A 20,273-nucleotide genomic window follows, 5' to 3' on the forward strand; every position below is an offset into this window, starting at 1 on the left:
GACCCAGGAGCATGCCGTTGAGTTCAACTCTCATTTGCCGTGACCGTTGGTCCGGTTTCATCCCAGGCCAGGGCTGCCCTGATGTCTGAGGGTTATGAGCACACGCTGGCGTCACCCGAAGCCCGACGAACGGCACTGTATTCGGTGCTTGGCCAGGTGCCCGAAGGCAAGGTCGTCAGCTATGGCCAGCTCGCCGAGCTGGCGGGGCTTGGGCGAGCGGCACGTTGGGTCGGCCGCACCCTCGGGCAGTTGCCAGCCGATACCCGCCTGCCCTGGCACCGGGTACTCGGCGCAGGCGGGCGCCTGAGCCTGGCGCTGGGCACGCCTTCGGGCGATGAACAGCGGGCCAGACTGCGCGCAGAGGGTGTGAATGTGACTAAAAATCGTGTGGATATGACGCGCCATGGCTGGCGCCCAATGGAGCACAGCGGTTAGAGTGCGCGCTTTGTTTTCGCAAATTTGAGGCAGATGTTGGCCCATGCCCCGTAAAACCTGGCGCGCTGCGCTCGCTGCCTATGCCAGCCCGTCAACCTTGGTACTTTTGCTGCTGGGCTTCGCCGCCGGCCTGCCCTACATGCTGGTGTTCTCGACCCTGTCGGTGTGGCTGCGCGAAGCGGGCGTGGCCCGTGAAACGATTGGCTACGCCAGCCTGATCGGCTTGGCCTACGCCTTCAAATGGGTCTGGTCCCCCCTGCTCGACCAGTGGCGCCTGCCGCTGCTCGGCGGCCTGGGGCGGCGGCGTTCCTGGCTGCTGCTTTCGCAATCGCTGGTGGTGATCGGCCTGGTCGGCATGAGCCTGTGCGACCCGCAGCAGCATCTTTCCTGGCTGATCGCCCTGGCGGTGCTGGTGGCCTTCGCCTCGGCCACCCAGGACATCGCCGTCGATGCCTATCGCCTCGAGATTGCCGACGATCAACGCCAGGCGGCCCTGGCTGCCAGCTACATGGCCGGTTACCGCGTTGCCGCCCTGCTCGCGACTGCGGGCGCACTGTTCTTCGCCGAATGGTTCGGTTCCACCGGTTTCAGTTACCTGCACAAGGCCTGGGCAGGCACTTACGTGCTGTTCGGCGTGATGATGCTGCCGGCACTGTTCACCACCCTGGTGATGCGTGAGCCACCGGTACCCATGCGCACCCAGCTGTCGGCCGCGCGCTATGGCCTGATGCATCAGATGGCCTCGGTATTCGTGCTGATCATCCTGCTGGTGTCGGTACCGGCCAGTTTCACCCAGATGTTCAACACCGGTTGGTCGAGCGTGATTTCCGGCGATGCGACACCACTCGATCTGCTATTGGAAGACCGTGCCTTCCTGCGCCTGATCCTCTACGTGCTGCTGACCTGGGCCTGCCTTTCGAGCCTGGGCCGTCGTGGCCTGGCCCCGGTGCTGACACCGGTGCACGACTTCATCGCCCGCTATCGCTGGCAGGCCCTGTTGCTGCTCGGGCTGATCGCCACCTATCGCATGTCGGACACGGTCATGGGCGTGATGGCCAACGTGTTCTACATCGACATGGGCTTCACCAAGGACGAGATCGCCAGCGTCAGCAAGGTCTTCGGCCTGATCATGACCCTGGTCGGTGCCGGTGTCGGCGGCTTGCTGATCGTGCGTTTCGGCATTCTGCCGATCCTGTTCATCGGCGGTGCGGCCTCGGCGGCCACCAACATCCTGTTCCTGATGCTGGCCGACATGGGGCCGAACCTGGAGATGCTGGTGGTGACCATTTCGCTGGACAACTTCAGCTCGGGCTTGGCCACCTCGGCATTCGTCGCCTACCTGTCGAGCCTGACCAACCTGAAGTTCTCGGCCACGCAATATGCCCTGCTCAGCTCGATCATGCTGTTGCTGCCGCGCCTGATCGGCGGCTATTCAGGAGTGATGGTGGAGAAGTACGGGTACCACGACTTCTTCCTGATCACTGCGTTGCTGGGCGTGCCCACGCTGATCCTGATTGCGCTGCACTGGCGCCAGGAAGTGGGCCGGGGAAAGCAGGTTCCGGTGGATAACCCGGCGGCCGAGCAACCCTGATAGCTCTCTGCAGCTTGCACTGGCCACTTCGCGGGTAAATCGGGGCGCCGAACCGCCGCACAAAGTGGACCGCCCCCAAGGGTTGGATTGGTGTCCAACTTCTTGGGGGCAGCCCAAAGCGAGAGCCTTGTGGGAGCGGGGTTACCCGCGAAGTGGCCAGTGCAGGCAATGAAGCTTATTCAGCAACAGCCCCTTCCCCAGGCCGCCCACCCACCACAAACCACAATGGCCAAAGCGCCAAGGCACCTGCCACGCCCGCCGCCAGGGCAAAGTGCAGCAAGCTCGCCCCTGCCCCGATCATCGCCAGTACCGCGCCACCCAGCCCCAGCAAGGCAATGGTGATCATCCCCAGCATCGCCGACACCAGCCCCTTGCTCTGCTCGCTGGCGAACAGCGTCATGCGGTACAGCACCGCATTGGCCACACCCAGCCCCAACGCATACAGCGACATGCCGGCGACCACGCTGGTCACCGTCGGCCAGCTCCAGGTCGCCAGCACCATCAGGCACAGCCCGGCCAGGTACGGCCCCAGCGCGCCACGTACCAGGGCCGGCAGCGGGTAACGATCGGCGATGCGGTTGATGATCAGGTTACCGAGGATCAGCCCACCGAACACCGGCAACTGCCACAGTGCATATTCCATCGTGCTCAGCCCCTCATCGTGGATCAGCAACACCGGCGACAGGCCGATCCAGCCAATCAACGGCAGGCCCACCAGGCCCAGCGCGGCACTGCCGGCGACGAACTTGCGGTTGGCCAGCAACTGGCCATAACCGGCGAGCAGAGGCAGCAGGTGGATCGGGGTGAACGGCAGGCGTGAGCCATCACGGCGCTCCACACCGAGGGTTTCCGGCATCAGGCGATGCAGCAGCAGCCAGCACAGCACCGCGCCGATGGCAAAGGCCACGAACAGCCAGCGCCAGTCCAGCCATTGCAGCATCAGGGTACCGACCAGCGGGCCGAGCAACGGCGACAGCAAGGCGATGTTGGCCAGCAAGGCCATCATGCGCACCGCGTCCGCTTCGCTGAACGACTCGTTCAGCGCCGGGTAGCTGACCGTCACCACGAAGCCAAGGCCGATGCCCTGCAGCAGGCGCAGCAGGTTGAACAGGCCGATATCCTGGACCCAGTAGGTGGCCAGGCAGGCGGCGCCAAAGAAGGCACAGCCAGCCAGCAGCAGCGGACGGCGGCCATAGCGGTCGGCCAGCGGGCCGATCAGCCATTGCAACACCACGCCACCGAGCAGGTACAGGTTGAGCGCATGGGGGATGTATTCGGGGCTGGCGTTGAGATGCTCGACCACCACTGGCATCGCCGGCATCACCGCGTCGCTGGCCAGGTAGGTAAGCAGCTCGAACAGGGCCAGGGTCAGGCCGAACAGCAGGGCCCGGAGGGGGGTGATGTATAACAGTGGTTTCATGATCGCGTATCGGGTGCAGGCAGGAGGGGTCAGGGTATATGCCAGAAATGGCGGGCAATTGCTGTGAACAAGTGTAAAAACACAGGGCCGCTTCGCGCCCCATCGCCGGCAAGCTCGGCTCCCACAGGATCACAGGCTTCGAGCCTTGTGCAGTACCTGTGGGAGCCGAGCTTGCCGGCGATGGGCCGCAAAGCGGCCCCAGCTTGCAACTCGGTGTTACTGCGTAGCCGTTTCCTGCACCACGCGAATCACCCGCTGCGGGAACGGGATATCGATTCCTTCGGCCTTCAACCGGTCACGGGCATGCTCGTTGAGCATGAACATCACGTCCCAGTAGTCGGAGGTCTTGGTCCACAGGCGCAACGACACAGTGATCGAACTGTCACCCAGGGTCGAGACTACCGCCTGCGGCGCCGGGTCCGGCAGCACGCGCGGGTCCTGCGCCAGTTCCAGCAGCACCTGGCGTGCCTTCTGCAGGTCGGCCTCGTAGTCCACGCCCACATCGAACACCACCTTGCGCGTCGGCTGGCGGTTGGTGTTGGTGATGATGCCGTTGGACAGGCTGCCGTTGGGCATGATCACCGTCTTGTTGTCACCGGTGCGCAGCACGGTGTGGAAGATCTGGATGCTGTCGACGGTGCCCGCCACGCCCTGCGCCTCGATCCAGTCGCCGATGCGGAACGGGCGGAACAGCAGGATCAGCACACCCCCGGCGAAGTTTGCCAGGCTGCCCTGCAAGGCCAGACCGATGGCCAGCGTGGCACCACCGATCGCGGCCACGAACGAGGTGGTTTCAATGCCGATCATCGAGGCAACGCTGATCGCCAGCATGACCTTGAGGATGATGTTGGCCAGGGTGCGGATGAAGCCCTGCAGTGCCGGGTCTTGTACGCGCAAACCCACCAGCCTGGCGAGACGATCGCTGACCACGTTGGTAAGCCACCAGCCAATGGCCAAGGTCAGCAGTGCCAGCAGCAGGCGGCTGCCGTATTCCATGATCAAGGGGACCCAGGTCTGCGATTGGCGGACCAGCTGATCGACTTCAGCGTTCAAATCCATATTCATCTCCTGATGCCGAACGGCATGTACACGTAGAGCAGGCCGCCGTCGGTTCGGCGGCCATGGACCCCATGGACATCATTACGCCATCGGGGTTCCGGACAACCCTGCGATCAGTCGCGGAAGTTGTTGAACTGCAGCGGCATGTCGAATTCCTTGGTGCGCAGCAGGGCAATGGCTTCCTGCAGGTCGTCGCGCTTCTTGCCGGTGACACGTACCTGCTCGCCCTGGATGGCAGCCTGGACCTTGAGCTTGCCATCCTTGATGGTGGCGACGATCTTCTTGGCCAGGTCCTTGTCGATGCCTTCGCGGAACTTGGCTTCCTGTTTCTTTTCCTTGCCCGACGCGTACGGGTCCTTGGTTTCCAGGCACTTCACGTCGATCTTGCGCTTGACCAGCGCCAGGCGCAGGATTTCCAGCATGGCTTCGAGCTGGAACTCTTCCTCGGCGGTCAGCACCACGGTCTGCTCCTTGTCCTTGAACTCGAAGCTGCCCTTGCCCTTGAGGTCATAGCGGCGGTCGAGGTCCTTGATGGCGTTGTCGACCGCGTTCTGCACTTCGTGCTTGTCCAGTTCCGATACCACGTCGAACGAAGGCATGGGTATTCTCCATAAAATAAAAGCGCGCTCAGTCTGAACATGGAGCGCGTCGGTGTTAGAAGGTTAAAATGCGGGCTCATTATAACGGGTTGCGAAACGCAGATGAGCAGCACCTGGCATATTCTCGGCGCCGGTAGCCTCGGCAGCCTCTGGGCCTGCCGCCTGGCCCGCGCCGGCAAGGCAGTACGCCTGATCCTGCGCGATGCGCAGCGCCTGCGCACCTACCAGCAGGCCGGCGGCCTGACGCTGGTTGAACAGGACCAGACAAGCCTCTACGCCATCCCGGCCGAAACGGCCGAATCCGGCGGGCCCATTCATCGCCTGCTGGTGGCCTGCAAGGCCTACGATGCCGCCCCTGCCATCGCCCGCCTGGCACCGCGCCTGGCTGAAGGCGCCGAAATCGTGCTCTTGCAGAACGGCCTCGGCAGCCAGGACGAGGTCGCCGACCAAGCGCCCCACGCCCGCTGCATCTTCGCCTCCAGCACCGAAGGCGCGTTCCGCGAGGACGACTGGCGGGTGCGTTTCGCCGGCCATGGCTTCAACTGGCTGGGGGACCCGGCCAACCCCACCACTCCCGAATGGTTCACTGACCTGAACGACGCCGGCATCCCAGGCGAATGGACTGTCGACATCATGACCCGACTGTGGCGCAAGCTGGCGCTGAACTGCGCCATCAACCCACTGACCGTGTTGCACGATTGCCAGAATGGCGGATTGCTCGGGCATCTCGACGAGGTCGAGGCACTGAGCAAGGAACTGGCCGAACTGCTGCGCCGTTGCGGCCAGCCCGAGGCGGCGACTGATCTGGACGAAGAAGCGCAGCGGGTGATCCTGGCCACCGCCGCCAACTACTCTTCCATGTACCAGGACGTGCGCGCTGGCCGGCGCACCGAGGTGCACTACCTCCTGGGCCACGCCTGCCGGGCAGCTGAGCGCCACGGCATGAAGTTGCCACGGCTGGAACACCTGCACCGGTGTCTGGTCGATAACCTGCGAGCGCGTGGTTTACCCAGCGCCTGACCTCAACCCAATACGGACATTGCCTTGCCCATGAGCCTGCGCCAACGCCTGGAAAACCTCCCGGTCGGGCAGAAACTGCTGGCGGCCCTGCTGGTACTGCTGGTGACCATCCTGCTGGTGGCCAACCTGACCTTCATCAGCGCCGCCTACTGGATCACCCAGGAGAGCATGGCGCCGCAAGCGTTGCAGACCATCGGCAGACTGGTGGCCAACCCGCAGCTGTCGGCCCGTGCCGGCGATTCAGCCGAGACCGCCACTGCCCTGCTCAAGGAACTGGACAGCTACACCCCGCTTCGCGCCGCTGCCATCTACGGCGGCGACGGCAGCATGCTGGCCCAGCTGCAGCACGGTGAGCCACTGGTCCTGCCCAAGCGCTACCGCAACATCGACGGCTGGCGCTTGATGGAGTTCCGCAGCACCCAGCTCATTCGCATCCCCCGCGATGCCAGCCCACCGGCACACCTGCTGCTGGTGGCCAGCAGCGAGCTGCCCACGGCGTTCTACACCGGCACACTCAGCGCCAGCCTGGCGATCCTGGTGTTCAGCATCCTGCTGTGGATCATCATCGCCCGGCAGATCAAACGCCTGATCACCCAGCCGATCAACCAGCTCGAAGAACTCAGCCGCCAGGTCACTCGCGAGGAGAGCTATGCCTTGCGTGCCACCCGCGGCAACGACGACGAGATCGGCAGCCTGGCCGAAGCCTTCAACACCATGCTCTCGCGCATCGAGGCCCGCGAGCAGCAGCTCAAGCGCACCCGCGACGAGTTCCAGATGGCCTATGACCAGGCCCAGGGCCTGGCCGAAGAAACCCGCCACACCAATCGCAAGCTGGAGCTGGAAGTCCAGGTGCGCAGCAAGATCGAGAAGAAACTCACCGGTTTCCAGAACTACCTCAACAGCATCATCGACTCCATGCCCTCGGCACTGATCGCCCTCGATGAGCAGCTCTACGTCACCCAATGGAACCACGAGGCCACGGTGCTCTCTGGCACGCCGCTGGACGAAGCGCTGAACCAGCCGATCTTCATCGCCTTCGAGCCGCTCAAGCCTTTTCTGCCGCAGCTCAAGGAAAGCGTCGAAAAACACCGGGTAGCGAAGATCGAGCGGGTCACCTGGCCCAAGGGCGAGGAACTGCGCCATTACGCCCTGACCTTCTACCCGCTGATGGGCGGTGGCGGCCGCGGCGTGGTCATTCGTATCGATGACATCACCCAGCGCCTGTCGCTGGAGGAGATGATGGTGCAGTCGGAGAAGATGCTCTCGGTCGGAGGCCTCGCGGCCGGCATGGCCCACGAAATCAACAACCCGCTGGGCGCGATCCTGCACAATGTGCAGAACATTCGCCGACGCCTGTCGCCGGAGCTGCCACGCAACCAGGAACAGGCCAGCGAACTGGGCATCGACCTGTCCAGCGTCAACCGCTACCTGGAAAACCGCGAAGTGCCGCAGCTGCTCGACGGCATTCAGCAGGCCGGCGCACGCGCCGCCAAGATCGTCACTCACATGCTCAGCTTCAGCCGCCGCAGCAACCGCCAGCTGGCGCCTTGCGAGCTGCCGGCGCTGATCGACCAGGCCGTGGAAATTGCCAGCAACGACTTCGACCTGACCATCGGCTTCGACTTCAAGGGCCAGGCCATCGTCCGCCAGTTCGACCCCAACCTGGGCCCGGTGCCCTGCACCGCCAACGAGCTGGAGCAGGTGCTGCTGAACCTGCTGAAGAACGCCGCCCAGGCCATCCACCAGCGGCCGCAGCCCAGCGAGCCAGGGCGTATTACCCTGCGCACCAGGCTCAACCCGCCCTGGGCCGAGATCCAGGTCGAAGACAACGGTGTGGGCATGCCCGAAACCGTGCGCAAACGCACCTTCGAGCCGTTCTTCACCACCAAGGAAATCGGCCAGGGCACCGGGCTCGGGCTGTCGGTTTCGTACTTCATCATCACCAACAACCACAAGGGGCAGATGGAAGTGCAGTCCACGCCCGGCCAGGGCACCTGCTTCACCCTGCGCCTGCCCCTCGGCCAACCGCCGGCGGCGGTGCCGACCCACACGGAGGCATGACATGGGCTATCGCCTGTCGAAGATCTACACCCGCACTGGCGACAAGGGCGAGACCGGCCTGGGCGACGGGCGGCGGGTGCCCAAGGACCACCCACGGGTCGAAGCGATCGGTGAGGTAGACAGCCTCAACAGCCAGCTCGGGCTGTTGCTCGCCGGCCTTGCCGAGCTGGGGCTGGAGGAAGTGAGCAATGTTCTGGCGCCTTGCCAGCATCGCTTGTTCGACCTTGGCGGCGAGTTGGCGATGCCCAGCTACCAGGCCTTGAACCAGGCCGAGGTGGAGCGGCTGGAGGCGGCGATCGATGTGTGGAACGAAGAACTGGGGCCGTTGCAGAATTTCATCCTGCCCAGCGGTTCGGCGTTGGTGGCGCAGGCCCATGTATGCCGTAGCCTGGCGCGCAGTGCGGAGCGGCGCTGCCAGCAGTTGAATGCCCTGGAGCCGCTGGAGGGGGTTGGCTTGGCGTACATCAACCGGCTTTCCGATCTGCTGTTCGTGGCGGCGCGGATCATCGGGCGGCGGCAAGGGGTGGCTGAAGTGTTGTGGCAACCCGCAGAGAAGCCTCAGGCTTGATATCGCCGGGGGCTGCTTTGCAGCCCATTCGCGGGTGAACCCGCTCCCACAGGTACGGCGCAGCCTTCGAATCCGGCGCGGTATCTGTGGGAGCGGGTTTACCCGCGAAGGCCGCACAGCTGCACCGGTTTCTCAGGCCTCAGGCCAGAAGGCGCGTATCCCGGCAACACCTTGGGCTCCAGCCTCCCAGGCCTTCTCCCGCTCACCCGGCCCGACACCACCCAGCAGGTACACCGGCTGATTGAACCCGGCAATCAGCCGCTGCGCCTCATCCCACCCCAACGGTACCGCCTCGGGGTGGGTCTGGGTCGCCTGCACCGGCGACAGGGTGACGAAATCCACGCCCATCTGCTCGGCCAGCGCCAGCTCCTCGGCGCTGTGGCACGACGCCGCCAGCCAGCGCTCCTTGGGGAACGGACGGCCTTTGGCTGCGTACTTGCGCAGCTGTGCGGCGGTCAGGTGCCAACCGGCGGACGGGAAGTCCCCCAGCCACTCCAGCGGCCCCTTGAGCATCAGCTGCGCCTTGCCGGCGCACAGCCCCACAGCGTCCACCGCCACATCGCGGTACTTGGGGTCGTACATGTCCGGGGCGCGCAGCTGGATCAGGCGGATACCACTGGCCACGGCCTTCTGGATACCCTTGAGCATCGCCGGTACTTCCAGGCCATCCGGTGTGATCAGGTACTGATCCGGCAAGCGGGCAGCCGCGACGATCGGCTTGTTGGCCTCTGGGAATTCGTATTGCGCCAGGTCACGCGGTGCAACCCAGGCCAGAGGCTGGCCTTCTGCGCCATGGGGCTCGCCGGTAAACGCGTCGACCTCGTGAACATCCAGCAGCACCTGCTTGTCCGGGTAGTCGTGGCTGACCTTGATCAGTGCCCGTGAAGTGGTCACTTCGATGCCCAGTTCTTCACGCAGCTCACGGGCCAGCGCCGCTTCGACGCCTTCGCCTTCTTCCACCTTGCCGCCAGGGAATTCCCACAGGCCGCCCTGGTGCTGGGTATCGGCGCGGCGCGCAATCAGAATGCGCCCGTCAGCACCGCGGATCACCGCGGCTACAACATGAATCCGTTTCAACCTTCACGCTCCGCCAGGCCAGCTTGCTGCCAGGCCTGGAAGGCCGGCCACTGATAAATGGTCTCGATATAGGTGGCGGCTTCAGCGGGCACTTCCACGCGGTAGGTGCGCAGGCGCACCGCCACCGGAGCGAAGAAGGCATCGGCCAGGGTCGGCTTGCCGAACAGGAACGGCCCGCTGTCCTTGGCGACCAGGCGGCACTCGGACCACAGCGCGACAATGCGGTCGATGTCCACCTGCACCTCCAGCGGCATGTTCTCCAGCGCCTGGTCACGGGTCAGGTCGAATGGCATGGCACCGCGCAGGGCGAAGAAGCCGCTGTGCATCTGCGCGCAGGCCGAACGAGCCTGGGCACGGGCGGCCACATCGGCCGGCCACAGTTGGGCCTCGGGGTGGCGTTCGTTGAGGTATTCGGCAATGGCCAGGGAATCGGCGATCACCCCGTGCTCGGTCTTGAGCAGCGGCACCTTGCCGGTGGCGGAGAATTCGAGGATGCGTTTGCGGGTGTCGGGCTGGTTCAGTTTGATCAGCGTTTCATCGTACGCCACGCCGGCCAGTTCGAGGGCCAGGGCGCCCCGCAGCGACCAGGAGGAATACAGCTTGTCGCCGATGATCAGGTGATAGCTCATGGTTCGGCTCCATGTGTTTGGAATGTCGGGGCTGCTTTGCAGCCCATCGCGGGTGAATCCGCGCCTGCAGGGAGCGCATGACCCCTTGTAGGAGCGGATTCATCCGCGAAAGGGCCGCAAGGCGGCCCCAGTGACATCAGGTGCGATATTCGGCGTTGATCTTCACGTATTCGTGGGACAGGTCGGTGGTCCAGATGGTTTCGCTGCACTGGCCACGACCAAGTTCGATACGGATGGTGATCTCTTCCTGGGCCATCACCGCCGAACCCTGCGCTTCGGTGTAGCTCGGGCTGCGGCCGCCCTGGCTGGCGATGCACACGTTGTCGAGGTACACGTCGATCAGGCTGACATCCAGCTCCGGCACGCCGGCACGGCCCACGGCAGCCAGAATCCGGCCCCAGTTCGGGTCGGAGGCGAACAGCGCGGTCTTGATCAGTGGCGAGTGGGCCACGGCGTAACCGACATCCAGGCACTCCTGGTGATTGCCACCACCGTTGACCTGCACGGTGACGAACTTGGTCGCGCCTTCGCCGTCACGGACGATGGCCTGGGCCACGTCCATGCACACTTCGAACACCGCCTTCTTCAGTGCTTCGAACAGCGCGCCGCTGGCTTCGGTCACTTCCGGCAGGTTGGCCTTGCCGGTGGCGATCAGCATGCAGCAGTCGTTGGTCGAGGTGTCGCCGTCGATGGTGATGCGGTTGAACGACTTGTTGGCGCCGTCGAGCATCAGGTCCTTGAGCACCGCCGGGGCAACCTTGGCGTCGGTGGCGATGTAGCCAAGCATGGTGGCCATGTTCGGGCGAATCATGCCGGCGCCTTTGCTGATACCGGTCACGGTGACGGTCACGCCATCGTGCTGGAACTGGCGGCTGGCACCTTTTGGCAGGGTGTCGGTGGTCATGATGCCGGTGGCGGCTTCAGCCCAGTGGTTTTCCGACAGGTTGTCCAGGGCGGCCTGCAGCGCGCCTTCGATCTTCTCGACCGGCAGTGGCTCACCGATCACACCCGTGGAGAACGGCAGCACGGATTCGGCCGGCACGCCGGTCAGCTCGGCCAGCTTGGCGCAGGTACGTTCGGCAGCGGCCAGGCCTGGCGCGCCGGTACCGGCGTTGGCATTGCCGGTGTTGGTCAGCAGGTAGCGCACGGTGCCCTGCACGCGCTGCTTGGACAGGATCACCGGAGCGGCACAGAAGGCGTTGAGGGTGAACACGCCAGCCACGCTGGAGCCTTCGGCACAGCGCATGACCACCACGTCCTTGCGCCCGGGGCGCTTGATGCCAGCAGAAGCGATGCCGAGTTCAAAACCCGGAACCGGGTGCAGGGTGGGCAAAGGACCAAGACCAACAGCCATTAGAGCGCTCCTAGAAAAACGGTGAACTGATGATGGAAGAGCGGGGCCGCTTCGCGCCCCATTCGCGGCACAAGGCCGCTCCCACAAGAGGCTCGCAACCTGATGCGGCGCAGTCCCTGTGGGAGCGGCCTTGTGCCGCGAATGGGCCGCACAGCGGCCCCGGTTTTGTCACGTTACAGCGGATGGTTCAGGTCACTCGATCTGACCATGGCAATGCTTGAATTTCTTGCCCGAACCACACCAGCACGGCTCGTTGCGGCCCAGCTTCAGGTCGTTGCGCACCGGGGCAGCGGCCACGGCCACTTCGGCGCCCTCCTCGCTCAGCTGCTCGCTTTCAAGGCCCGGCGCGGCGGCATGCTGGAACTGCATGCGGCTGGCCAGTTCCTCGGCTTCGCGGCGCAGACGGGCTTCTTCTTCGGCCGGGTCTTCGCGGCGTACCTGAACGTGCGACAGCACGCGGATGGTGTCGCGCTTGATCGACTCGAGCAGTTCCTGGAACAGCGAGAACGACTCGCGCTTGTACTCCTGCTTCGGGTTCTTCTGGGCGTAGCCACGCAGGTGGATACCGTGACGCAGGTGATCCATGGTCGACAGGTGGTCTTTCCACAGGTCGTCCAGCACACGCAGCAGGATCTGCTTCTCGAAGGTACGCAGGGCGTCGATACCGGCCTGGTCTTCCTTCTCGGTGTAGGCAGTGGTGATTTCGTTCAGCAGCTTCTCGCGCAGGGTCTCCTCGTAGAGGTGATCGTCCTCGTCCAGCCACTGCTGGATCGGCAGCTTCATGGCAAAGTCGCTGGCCAGCGACGCTTCGAGGCCGGCCACGTCCCACTGCTCCGGCAGCGACTGCGGCGGAATGTGCTGGCTGATGGTGGCGTCCAGCACCTCCTGACGGAACTCGGCGATGGTGTCGCCAATGTTCTCGGCCGCCAGCAGGCTGTTGCGCATGTGGTAGATCACCTTGCGCTGTTCGTTGGCCACGTCATCGTATTCGAGCAGCTGTTTACGGATGTCGAAGTTGCGGCCTTCGACCTTGCGCTGGGCTTTCTCGATGGCGTTGGTGACCATGCGGTGCTCGATGGCCTCGCCGGACTGCATGCCCAGTGCCTTCATGAAGTTCTTCACCCGGTCAGAGGCGAAGATGCGCATCAGGCTGTCTTCCAGCGACAGGTAGAAGCGGCTCGAACCCGGGTCGCCCTGACGACCGGAACGGCCACGCAGCTGGTTGTCGATACGGCGCGATTCGTGGCGCTCGGAGGCGATCACGTGCAGGCCACCGGCTTGAATCACCTGCTGGTGACGCTTCTGCCAATCGGCTTTGATCTGGGCGATCTGCTCGGGCGTCGGGTTTTCCAGGGCGGCCACTTCGGCTTCCCAGTTACCGCCCAGGAGGATGTCGGTACCACGGCCAGCCATGTTGGTGGCGATGGTCAGCGCACCCGGAGCACCGGCTTGCGCGATGATCTCGGCTTCCTTCTCGTGGTACTTGGCGTTCAGTACCTTGTGGTCGATACCTTCCTTCTTCAGCAGGTTCGACATGTGCTCCGAGGTTTCGATGGTGGCGGTACCCACCAGGATCGGGCGGCCCTGGGTCATGCTTTCTTTGATGTCGGCGATGATCGCGGCGTATTTCTCGTCGGCGGTCAGGTACACCAGGTCGTTGAAGTCCTTACGCGCGAGCGGCTTGTTCGGCGGAATGACCATCACGTTGAGGGCGTAGATCTGGGCGAACTCGAACGCCTCGGTGTCTGCCGTGCCGGTCATGCCGGACAGCTTGCTGTAAAGGCGGAAGTAGTTCTGGAAGGTGGTCGAAGCCAGGGTCTGGCTTTCGGCCTGGATGTTCAGGTTCTCTTTCGCTTCGATGGCCTGGTGCAGGCCCTCGGACAGACGACGGCCGGGCATGGTACGGCCGGTGTGCTCGTCGATCAGCAGGACCTGGCCGTCCTGGACGATGTACTCGACGTTGCGGTGGAACAGCTTGTGTGCACGCAGGCCGGCGTAGACGTGGGTCAGCAGGCCCAGGTTGTGCGCCGAGTACAGGCTTTCGCCTTCGGCCAGCAGGCCAGCCTGGGTCAGCATCTCTTCGATGTACTGGTGACCGGCTTCGTTGAGCTCGACCTGTCGGCTCTTCTCGTCGATGGTGAAGTGGCCTTCCTGGGTGACCTGGCCTTCGACTTCTTCGATGTGCTGGGTCAGGCGCGGGATCAGGCGGTTGATCTCGATGTACAGCTTGGAGCTGTCTTCGGCCTGGCCGGAGATGATCAGCGGGGTGCGCGCTTCGTCGATGAGGATCGAGTCGACTTCGTCGATCACGGCGAAGTTCAGTTCACGCTGGAACTTCTCTTCCTGGCTGAACGCCATGTTGTCGCGCAGGTAGTCGAAACCGAATTCGTTGTTGGTGCCGTAGGTGATGTCGGCAGCGTAGGCGGCGCGCTTTTCTTCAGGCGGCTGGAAGGCCGAGACGATGCCCACGGACAGGCCGAGGAATTCGTACAGCGGGCGCATCCAGTTGGCGTCACGGCGGGCCAGGTAGTCGTTCACCGTGACCACGTGCACGCCCTTGCCGGACAGGGCATTGAGGTAAACGGCCAGGGTACCGACCAAGGTCTTGCCTTCACCGGTACGCATTTCTGCGATCATGCCCTCGTGCAGGGTCATGCCGCCGATCAGCTGCACGTCGAAGTGGCGCATGCCCATGACGCGCTTGCCGGCCTCACGGGCCACGGCGAAGGCTTCGGGCAACAGCTGGTCCAGGGTCTCGCCTTTGGCCAGGCGCTCCTTGAACTCTGCGGTCTTGGCGCGCAGTTGCTCGTCGGAGAGGGCCACCATCTTCTCTTCGAAGGCATTGACGATAGACACCGTCTTGAGCATGCGTTTGACTTCACGCTCGTTCTTGCTTCCAAAAAGTTTCTTTAACAAAGGCGCAAACATATCGGCAGGATCTTCCACACGTAGGGATGGAGGGCGGCCCCATGAGTCGCCCGTGCAGCCCTGAGGCCGCATGCGAACGAGCATTCTACCCGGAAACGATGGTGAGGAAAGTGGTCGATTGCCACGATGCTGGCACAGCGCTTAGGCGGGGGCTTTACTAAGATAGGGGCATTTTCCCTGAGTTCAACCCAGAGGAGGATGAAAGCTATCGAGAATGGCTCGTATCTTGTATTGCCTGTACTGGCCTCTTCGCGGGCAACAGAGGTGTTAGACTGCCCACCTTGCTTGTCACCTCATGCATACCGCCATGGCCTTCAAACCCTCCCCCGCCCAGCCGCCCGCTACCCTGCTGCGTCAGAATCGCCCGCTGCGCCTGCTGCTGAACCAGGCCGAACGCCTGGAACACTTGCAGCGCCTGCTGGAAAGCCAGTTGCAGCCGGCTGCCCGCGAGCATTGCCATGTGGCCTCCTGGCGCGATGGCACCCTGCTGCTGGTGGTTACCGACGGCCACTGGGCTACGCGCCTGCGCTACCAGCAAAAGCGCCTGCAGCGCCAGCTGCAGGCGCTGGAAGCCTTCGGCAACCTGCAGCGCATCCTCTACAAGGTACAGCCACCACTGGTGCCGGCCAAGCGCGGCGGCAACACCACCGTGCTGTCGAACACCGCCGCCGCGAGCATCCGCGATTCCGCTGAAGGCATCGCCGACCCCAAGCTGCGCGCCGCCCTGGAGCGGTTGGCGACTCATGCGAAGGGTAAAGGCTAAGGGCGCCTGCCTCGGGTTTTGTGCTGGCGCGCAGATCGAGCGCCGCCCGCGCGGCGCATCGCGAGCTGCGCTCGCTCCTACGTTTGTTTCTGGCCAGTAACGCCTGTGACAGGCGCGCGCGACCGCCTTGTTTGTACGACACGATATCGCGGCATGCACCAAGGCGTTCGCGCGCAAATCCCACAGGAAAAATTGGCCCGAAACAAACGTAGGAGCGAGCGCAGCTCGCGATGCGCCGCGCGGGCGGCGCTCGATCTCGCAGGCGCTGAAAACCTTGAGCCAGGAACCAGCCATAAAAAAGGCCACCCGAAGGTGGCCTCAATGAACTAGAGAGTGTTCGAACTTACACGGCCGCAACAGGGCGCATGTACGAGATCGGTGCCGTGCTGGCATCTTCGAAAGTGACCACTTCCCAGGCATCGGTTTCAGCAATGAGCTTGCGCAACAGCTGGTTGTTCAGCGCGTGGCCGGACTTGTAGCCCTTGAACTCGCCGATCAGGCTGTTGCCCAGCAGGTAAAGGTCGCCAATGGCGTCGAGGATCTTGTGCTTGACGAATTCGTCATCGGAACGAAGGCCGTCTTCGTTGAGCACACCAGTCTCGTCGACCACGATGGCGTTCTCGACACTGCCACCCAGCGCAAGGTTGTGCTTGCGCAGGTACTCGATGTCACGCATGAAGCCGAAGGTACGGGCGCGGCTGACTTCCTTCACGAACGAGGTGCTGGAGAAGTCGACGACCGCACTCTGGGTCTGGCCCTTGAGGACCGGGTGATCGAAGTCGATCTCGAAGCTCACCTTGAACCCGTCGAATGGCAGGAAGGTGGCGCTCTTGTCGCCCTCCACCACTGTCACTTCGCGCAGGATGCGGATGAACTTCTTGGCTGCGTCCTGCTCTTCCAGGCCGGCAGACTGAATCAGGAATACAAAGGGACCGGCGCTGCCATCCATGATCGGCACTTCCGAGGCGGAGAGCTCGACGTAGGCGTTATCGATGCCCAGGCCCGCCATGGCGGAGAGCAGGTGCTCGACCGTATCGACCTTGACGTCACCGTTGACCAGCGTGGTGGACATGGTGGTCTCACCCACATTGGCCGCACGCGCCGGGATCTCGACCACAGGGTCAAGGTCGGCGCGACGGAAGACGATGCCGGTGTCGACAGGCGCAGGCTTGAGGGTCAGGTAGACCTTCTCCCCGGAGTGCAGGCCGACGCCCGTGGCACGGATGGTATTCTTCAGGGTGCGTTGTCTAATCATGGCATTGGCCGCTTCAGCGCAAATAATGCGAACAGGTATCAACAAAGGCTGGGGATGATAACAGACCCGGCCTTTGCTGAACACCAATCACCCTTATACCCCTGATAAATTCCATCAATCAGCCTGACGACGCAGGAAGGCTGGGATATCGAGGTAGTCCAGGTCATCCTGTGGGTTGAGTTTAGCCGCCGCAGCAGCCCCTGCGTGGGCCTGGTTGCGCATCACGGTCGGGCGCTCCAGATCACGGTAGTTGACGGCTGGCTGCTCCTGACGAACCGGCGCCGGGTTGGAAGCCTCGTACACCTGCTGAGCGGTCTGCAGGGTGTTGTCGACCACTTTCACCGGTTTCTCGATGCGCGCGCCCAGACCAGTGGCAACCACGGTCACGTGCAGTTCGTCGCGCATGTCAGGGTCGATCACGGTGCCCACCTTGACCATGGCATGGTCGGAGGCGAAGGCTTCGATGATGCTACCCACGTCGGAGTACTCACCCAGCGACAGGTCAGGACCTGCGGTGATGTTCACCAGGATGCCGCGGGCGCCCTGCAGGTTGACGTCTTCGAGCAGCGGGTTGCGGATCGCCGCTTCGGTGGCTTCGCGAGCACGGTTCGGGCCACTGGCGCAACCAGTACCCATCATCGCCATGCCCATTTCACCCATGACGGTGCGCACGTCGGCGAAGTCGACGTTGATCATGCCCGGGCGCTTGATGATGTCGGAGATACCGCGAACGGCACCGGCCAGTACATCGTCGGCCTTGGCAAAGGCGGACAGCAGGCTGGCATCCTTGCCCAGGATGGTCAGCAGCTTCTCGTTGGGGATGGTGATGAGCGAGTCGACGCTCTCAGCCAGCATGCGGATGCCTTCATCGGCGATCTGCATACGTTTGCGACCCTCGAACGGGAACGGACGGGTCACCACCGCAACGGTGAGGATGCCCATTTCCTTGGCCACTTCGGCGATGATCGGCGCCGCACCGGTACCGGTACCGCCACCCATGCCGGTGGTGATGAACACCATGTTGGTGCCCTGCAGCACCTCGGCGATGCGCTCACGGTCTTCCAGCGCGGCCTGACGGCCGACTTCCGGATTGGCACCGGCACCCAGACCCTTGGTCACGCCGGTACCCAGTTGCAGGATGGTGCGTGCGCCAATGTTTTTCAGCGCCTGGGCATCGGTGTTGGCGCAGATGAACTCGACGCCTTCGATGCTGCTCTTCACCATGTGGTTGACGGCGTTGCCGCCGCCACCGCCGACGCCGATCACCTTGATGACCGGACTTTGCGGGACGTTGTCTACGAGCTCGAACATTTTCCCTCTCCTTACAGTTCTCTAGTTGTCGCGCCTACCACTACTGCTTTGAAACTTAGAAGTTGCCCTGGACCCAGCGCTTGAAGCGTTCAAGCACTGGAGCCTTCGGTTCATCGCCATAGCTGTTGCTGCTGCTGTTGCTGTTGCCGGTCAGGACCATGTCCTCGGACTGCTTGAGCAGGCCGTAGGTGAGCAAGCCCACGCCGGTGGAATAGATCGGGTTGCGCACCACGTCGCTCAGCCCCCGAACGCTGTGCGGTACGCCCAGGCGTACCGGCATGTGGAAGATTTCTTCGGCCAGTTCCACGGCGCCTTCCATCTTCGCGGTGCCGCCGGTGAGGACGATGCCGGCTGGCACCAGGTCCTCGTAGCCGCTGCGGCGCAGCTCGGCCTGGATCAGGGTGAAGAGCTCGTCGTAACGTGGCTCCACCACCTCGGCCAGGGCCTGGCGCGACAGCTCGCGCGGTGGGCGGTCGCCCACGCTCGGCACCTTGATGGTCTCGCCGGCGCCGGCCAGTTTGGCCAGGGCGCAGGCGTAGCGAATCTTGATTTCTTCGGCGTACTGGGTCGGCGTACGCAGGGCCATGGCGATGTCGTTGGTAACCTGGTCGCCGGCAATCGGGATCACTGCGGTGTGGCGGATCGCGCCCTCGGTGAAGATGGCGATGTCGGTGGTGCCACCACCAATGTCCACCAGGCACACGCCCAGCTCTTTCTCGTCATCGGTCAGCACCGAGTAGGCCGAGGCCAACTGCTCGAGGATGATGTCGTCGATTTCCAGGCCGCAGCGGCGTACGCACTTCTCGATGTTCTGCGCCGCGTTGACGGCGCAGGTGACCACGTGAACCTTGGCTTCCAGACGCACGCCGGACATGCCCAGCGGCTCGCGCACGCCTTCCTGGTTGTCGATCACGTAGTCCTGCGGCAGGGTGTGCAGCACGCGCTGGTCAGCCGGAATGGCCACGGCCTGGGCGGCGTCGAGCACGCGCTCGAGGTCGGCTACGCTGACCTCGCGATCGCGGATGGCGACGATACCGTGAGAGTTCAGGCTGCGGATGTGGTTGCCGGCCACGCCGACGAACGCCGAGTGGATGCGGCAGCCGGCCATCAGCTGGGCTTCTTCCACTGCGCGCTGGATCGACTGCACGGTCGACTCGATGTTCACCACCACGCCTTTTTTCAGGCCGCGGGACGGATGGGTGCCGATGCCCACGATTTCGAGGGTGCCGTCTTCGCCCACTTCACCCACCAGCGCCACCACCTTGGAGGTGCCGATGTCCAGCCCGACGATCATTTTGCCGCTATGCGCGTTTGCCATGGTCCTGCCTCTCTCTAATTCTTCGCAACGGCGGGTTGGGCCGTCGTCGGTGCGTTCGGTTCCCGCCAGCCAACGGCAAGTCCGTTGGCGTAACGCAGATCAATGCGGGCGATATTGGTGATCTGCTCTTTGAGTGTCTTGTCGTATATGGCAATGAAACGGCGCATCTTCTCCACCAGATGGTCGCGCCCCAACAGCAGCTCGATACCTGGCCCTGCGCTGCTCGCGCCGGTGGTCAGGAACCAGCTACCGCGCTCGCGCAGCTCCAGGCGAGCGATGGAAAAGCCCAGGGGGCGCAGCATCTGGCTCAATACCTGATATTGCTGCATGACTTGTTGCTGAGCGCGCTGCGGCCCGGCCAGCTGCGGCAGGTGCTCGTAGTTGGCCAGTTCGCGCGGGGTGAAGGCCTGGCCCTGGTTGTTGAGCAGGGCCTCGTCACCCCAGCGTGCCACCGGCAGCTGTTCTTCCAGGCGGATTACCACTTCATCCGGCCACACCCGGCGCACTTCGGCGTGGGCGATCCACGGCATCTGCTCGAGCTCGGCACGCATCGCCGTGAGGTCAACGCTGAAGAAGCTCGCCGCCACATACGGCGCGATGCGTTGCTGCACCGACTGCTGGCTGATGTAGCTGAGGTCGCCCTGCACGTCGATCTTGGTGATCGGCCGGTCGGCATATGGCATCAGGCGGATGGCGCCCTCATAGGCGCCGAAGCCTGCAGCCACCAGCACGATTGGCCACAGCAGACGCTTGAGGCCGCCCAGGCTGGGCCGCGGCAGGCGCGCCGATACGGGCTCGTCGGCCACCAGTCGGCTGGCACCGCGCGGCACCGGCTTGCTGCGGCCGGTAACGGGTTGCTGCTGACGTATCATTGCGCCTTGCATG

At 63.8% G+C, this 20,273-nt stretch carries 17 protein-coding genes; 6 read left to right on the plus strand and 11 right to left on the minus strand.

Translation table 11 applies throughout. The features are described 5' to 3' along the window. Positions 1-81: 81 nt before the first annotated feature. Positions 82-435: an MGMT family protein gene (locus OCX61_RS22530; protein WP_261941455.1), complete on the plus strand. Its 354-nt coding sequence runs from the start codon at positions 82-84 to the stop codon at positions 433-435. A 43-nt stretch (positions 436-478) separates the two neighbouring features. Then, positions 479-2,026: an AmpG family muropeptide MFS transporter gene (locus OCX61_RS22535; RefSeq protein ID WP_261941456.1), complete on the plus strand. Its 1,548-nt coding sequence runs from the start codon at positions 479-481 to the stop codon at positions 2,024-2,026. Positions 2,027-2,201: 175 nt separating this feature from the next. Here the strand turns inward: OCX61_RS22535 and OCX61_RS22540 are convergent, their stop codons facing one another. The 3 genes from OCX61_RS22540 to OCX61_RS22550 all read right to left on the minus strand — a co-directional run bounded on the left by OCX61_RS22540 (position 2,202) and on the right by OCX61_RS22550 (position 5,104). Further along, on the minus strand, positions 2,202-3,446 hold the full coding sequence (locus OCX61_RS22540) for an MFS transporter (protein WP_261941457.1): 1,245 nt from the start codon (positions 3,444-3,446) through the stop codon (positions 2,202-2,204). Positions 3,447-3,662: 216 nt separating this feature from the next. After that, on the minus strand, positions 3,663-4,505 hold the full coding sequence (locus OCX61_RS22545) for a mechanosensitive ion channel family protein (RefSeq protein ID WP_261941458.1): 843 nt from the start codon (positions 4,503-4,505) through the stop codon (positions 3,663-3,665). A 113-nt stretch (positions 4,506-4,618) separates the two neighbouring features. Continuing rightward, positions 4,619-5,104, minus strand: a complete 486-nt coding sequence (locus tag OCX61_RS22550; RefSeq protein ID WP_054884610.1) for a YajQ family cyclic di-GMP-binding protein — start codon at positions 5,102-5,104, stop codon at positions 4,619-4,621. A gap of 102 nt (positions 5,105-5,206) precedes the next feature. On the opposite strand from OCX61_RS22550, the gene OCX61_RS22555 reads away from it, so the two are divergent. The 3 genes from OCX61_RS22555 to OCX61_RS22565 are packed head-to-tail and all read left to right on the plus strand — an operon-like array spanning position 5,207 to position 8,753. Further along, on the plus strand, positions 5,207-6,124 hold the full coding sequence (locus tag OCX61_RS22555) for a putative 2-dehydropantoate 2-reductase (RefSeq protein ID WP_261941459.1): 918 nt from the start codon (positions 5,207-5,209) through the stop codon (positions 6,122-6,124). Between the two features lie 30 nt (positions 6,125-6,154). Then, positions 6,155-8,185, plus strand: a complete 2,031-nt coding sequence (locus OCX61_RS22560; RefSeq protein ID WP_261941460.1) for a sensor histidine kinase — start codon at positions 6,155-6,157, stop codon at positions 8,183-8,185. A 1-nt stretch (position 8,186) separates the two neighbouring features. Continuing rightward, the gene (locus OCX61_RS22565; RefSeq protein WP_261941461.1) at positions 8,187-8,753 is read left to right on the plus strand and encodes a cob(I)yrinic acid a,c-diamide adenosyltransferase; all 567 of its coding nucleotides are present in this window, start codon (positions 8,187-8,189) and stop codon (positions 8,751-8,753) included. Between the two features lie 132 nt (positions 8,754-8,885). Here the strand turns inward: OCX61_RS22565 and OCX61_RS22570 are convergent, their stop codons facing one another. From OCX61_RS22570 to secA, 4 genes are all read right to left on the minus strand, one after another. Next, entirely contained in the window at positions 8,886-9,830 is a 945-nt protein-coding gene (locus OCX61_RS22570) for a Nudix family hydrolase (protein WP_261941462.1), read from the minus strand. Continuing rightward, entirely contained in the window at positions 9,827-10,459 is a 633-nt protein-coding gene (locus OCX61_RS22575) for a glutathione S-transferase family protein (protein WP_261941463.1), read from the minus strand. Before OCX61_RS22575 ends, OCX61_RS22570 begins: the two co-directional genes overlap by 4 nt. Positions 10,460-10,595: 136 nt before the next feature. Next, positions 10,596-11,813: a bifunctional glutamate N-acetyltransferase/amino-acid acetyltransferase ArgJ gene (gene argJ, locus OCX61_RS22580; protein ID WP_085675085.1), complete on the minus strand. Its 1,218-nt coding sequence runs from the start codon at positions 11,811-11,813 to the stop codon at positions 10,596-10,598. A 192-nt stretch (positions 11,814-12,005) separates the two neighbouring features. Beyond that, positions 12,006-14,741, minus strand: a complete 2,736-nt coding sequence (gene secA / locus OCX61_RS22585; RefSeq protein ID WP_261941464.1) for a preprotein translocase subunit SecA — start codon at positions 14,739-14,741, stop codon at positions 12,006-12,008. Positions 14,742-15,048: 307 nt separating this feature from the next. Here secA and OCX61_RS22590 point away from each other — a divergent pair, with 307 nt between their 5' ends. Next, complete coding sequence (locus OCX61_RS22590; RefSeq protein ID WP_261941465.1) at positions 15,049-15,504, plus strand: DUF721 domain-containing protein; 456 nt, start codon at positions 15,049-15,051, stop codon at positions 15,502-15,504. A 343-nt stretch (positions 15,505-15,847) separates the two neighbouring features. On the opposite strand, the gene lpxC is transcribed toward OCX61_RS22590, so the two are convergent. The 4 genes from lpxC to OCX61_RS22610 form a co-directional block, all read right to left on the minus strand. After that, positions 15,848-16,759, minus strand: coding sequence for a UDP-3-O-acyl-N-acetylglucosamine deacetylase (gene lpxC, locus OCX61_RS22595; protein ID WP_060508542.1), 912 nt, complete (start codon positions 16,757-16,759; stop codon positions 15,848-15,850). A 114-nt stretch (positions 16,760-16,873) separates the two neighbouring features. Continuing rightward, positions 16,874-18,070: a cell division protein FtsZ gene (ftsZ, locus tag OCX61_RS22600; protein ID WP_003260772.1), complete on the minus strand. Its 1,197-nt coding sequence runs from the start codon at positions 18,068-18,070 to the stop codon at positions 16,874-16,876. A 55-nt stretch (positions 18,071-18,125) separates the two neighbouring features. Beyond that, entirely contained in the window at positions 18,126-19,388 is a 1,263-nt protein-coding gene (gene ftsA / locus OCX61_RS22605; RefSeq protein ID WP_027594020.1) for a cell division protein FtsA, read from the minus strand. A 14-nt stretch (positions 19,389-19,402) separates the two neighbouring features. Further along, complete coding sequence (locus OCX61_RS22610; protein ID WP_085675083.1) at positions 19,403-20,272, minus strand: cell division protein FtsQ/DivIB; 870 nt, start codon at positions 20,270-20,272, stop codon at positions 19,403-19,405. Position 20,273 lies beyond the last annotated feature (1 nt).

Origin of the sequence: Pseudomonas sp. LRP2-20, assembly GCF_024349685.1 — a bacterium.
Lineage (GTDB): Bacteria > Pseudomonadota > Gammaproteobacteria > Pseudomonadales > Pseudomonadaceae > Aquipseudomonas.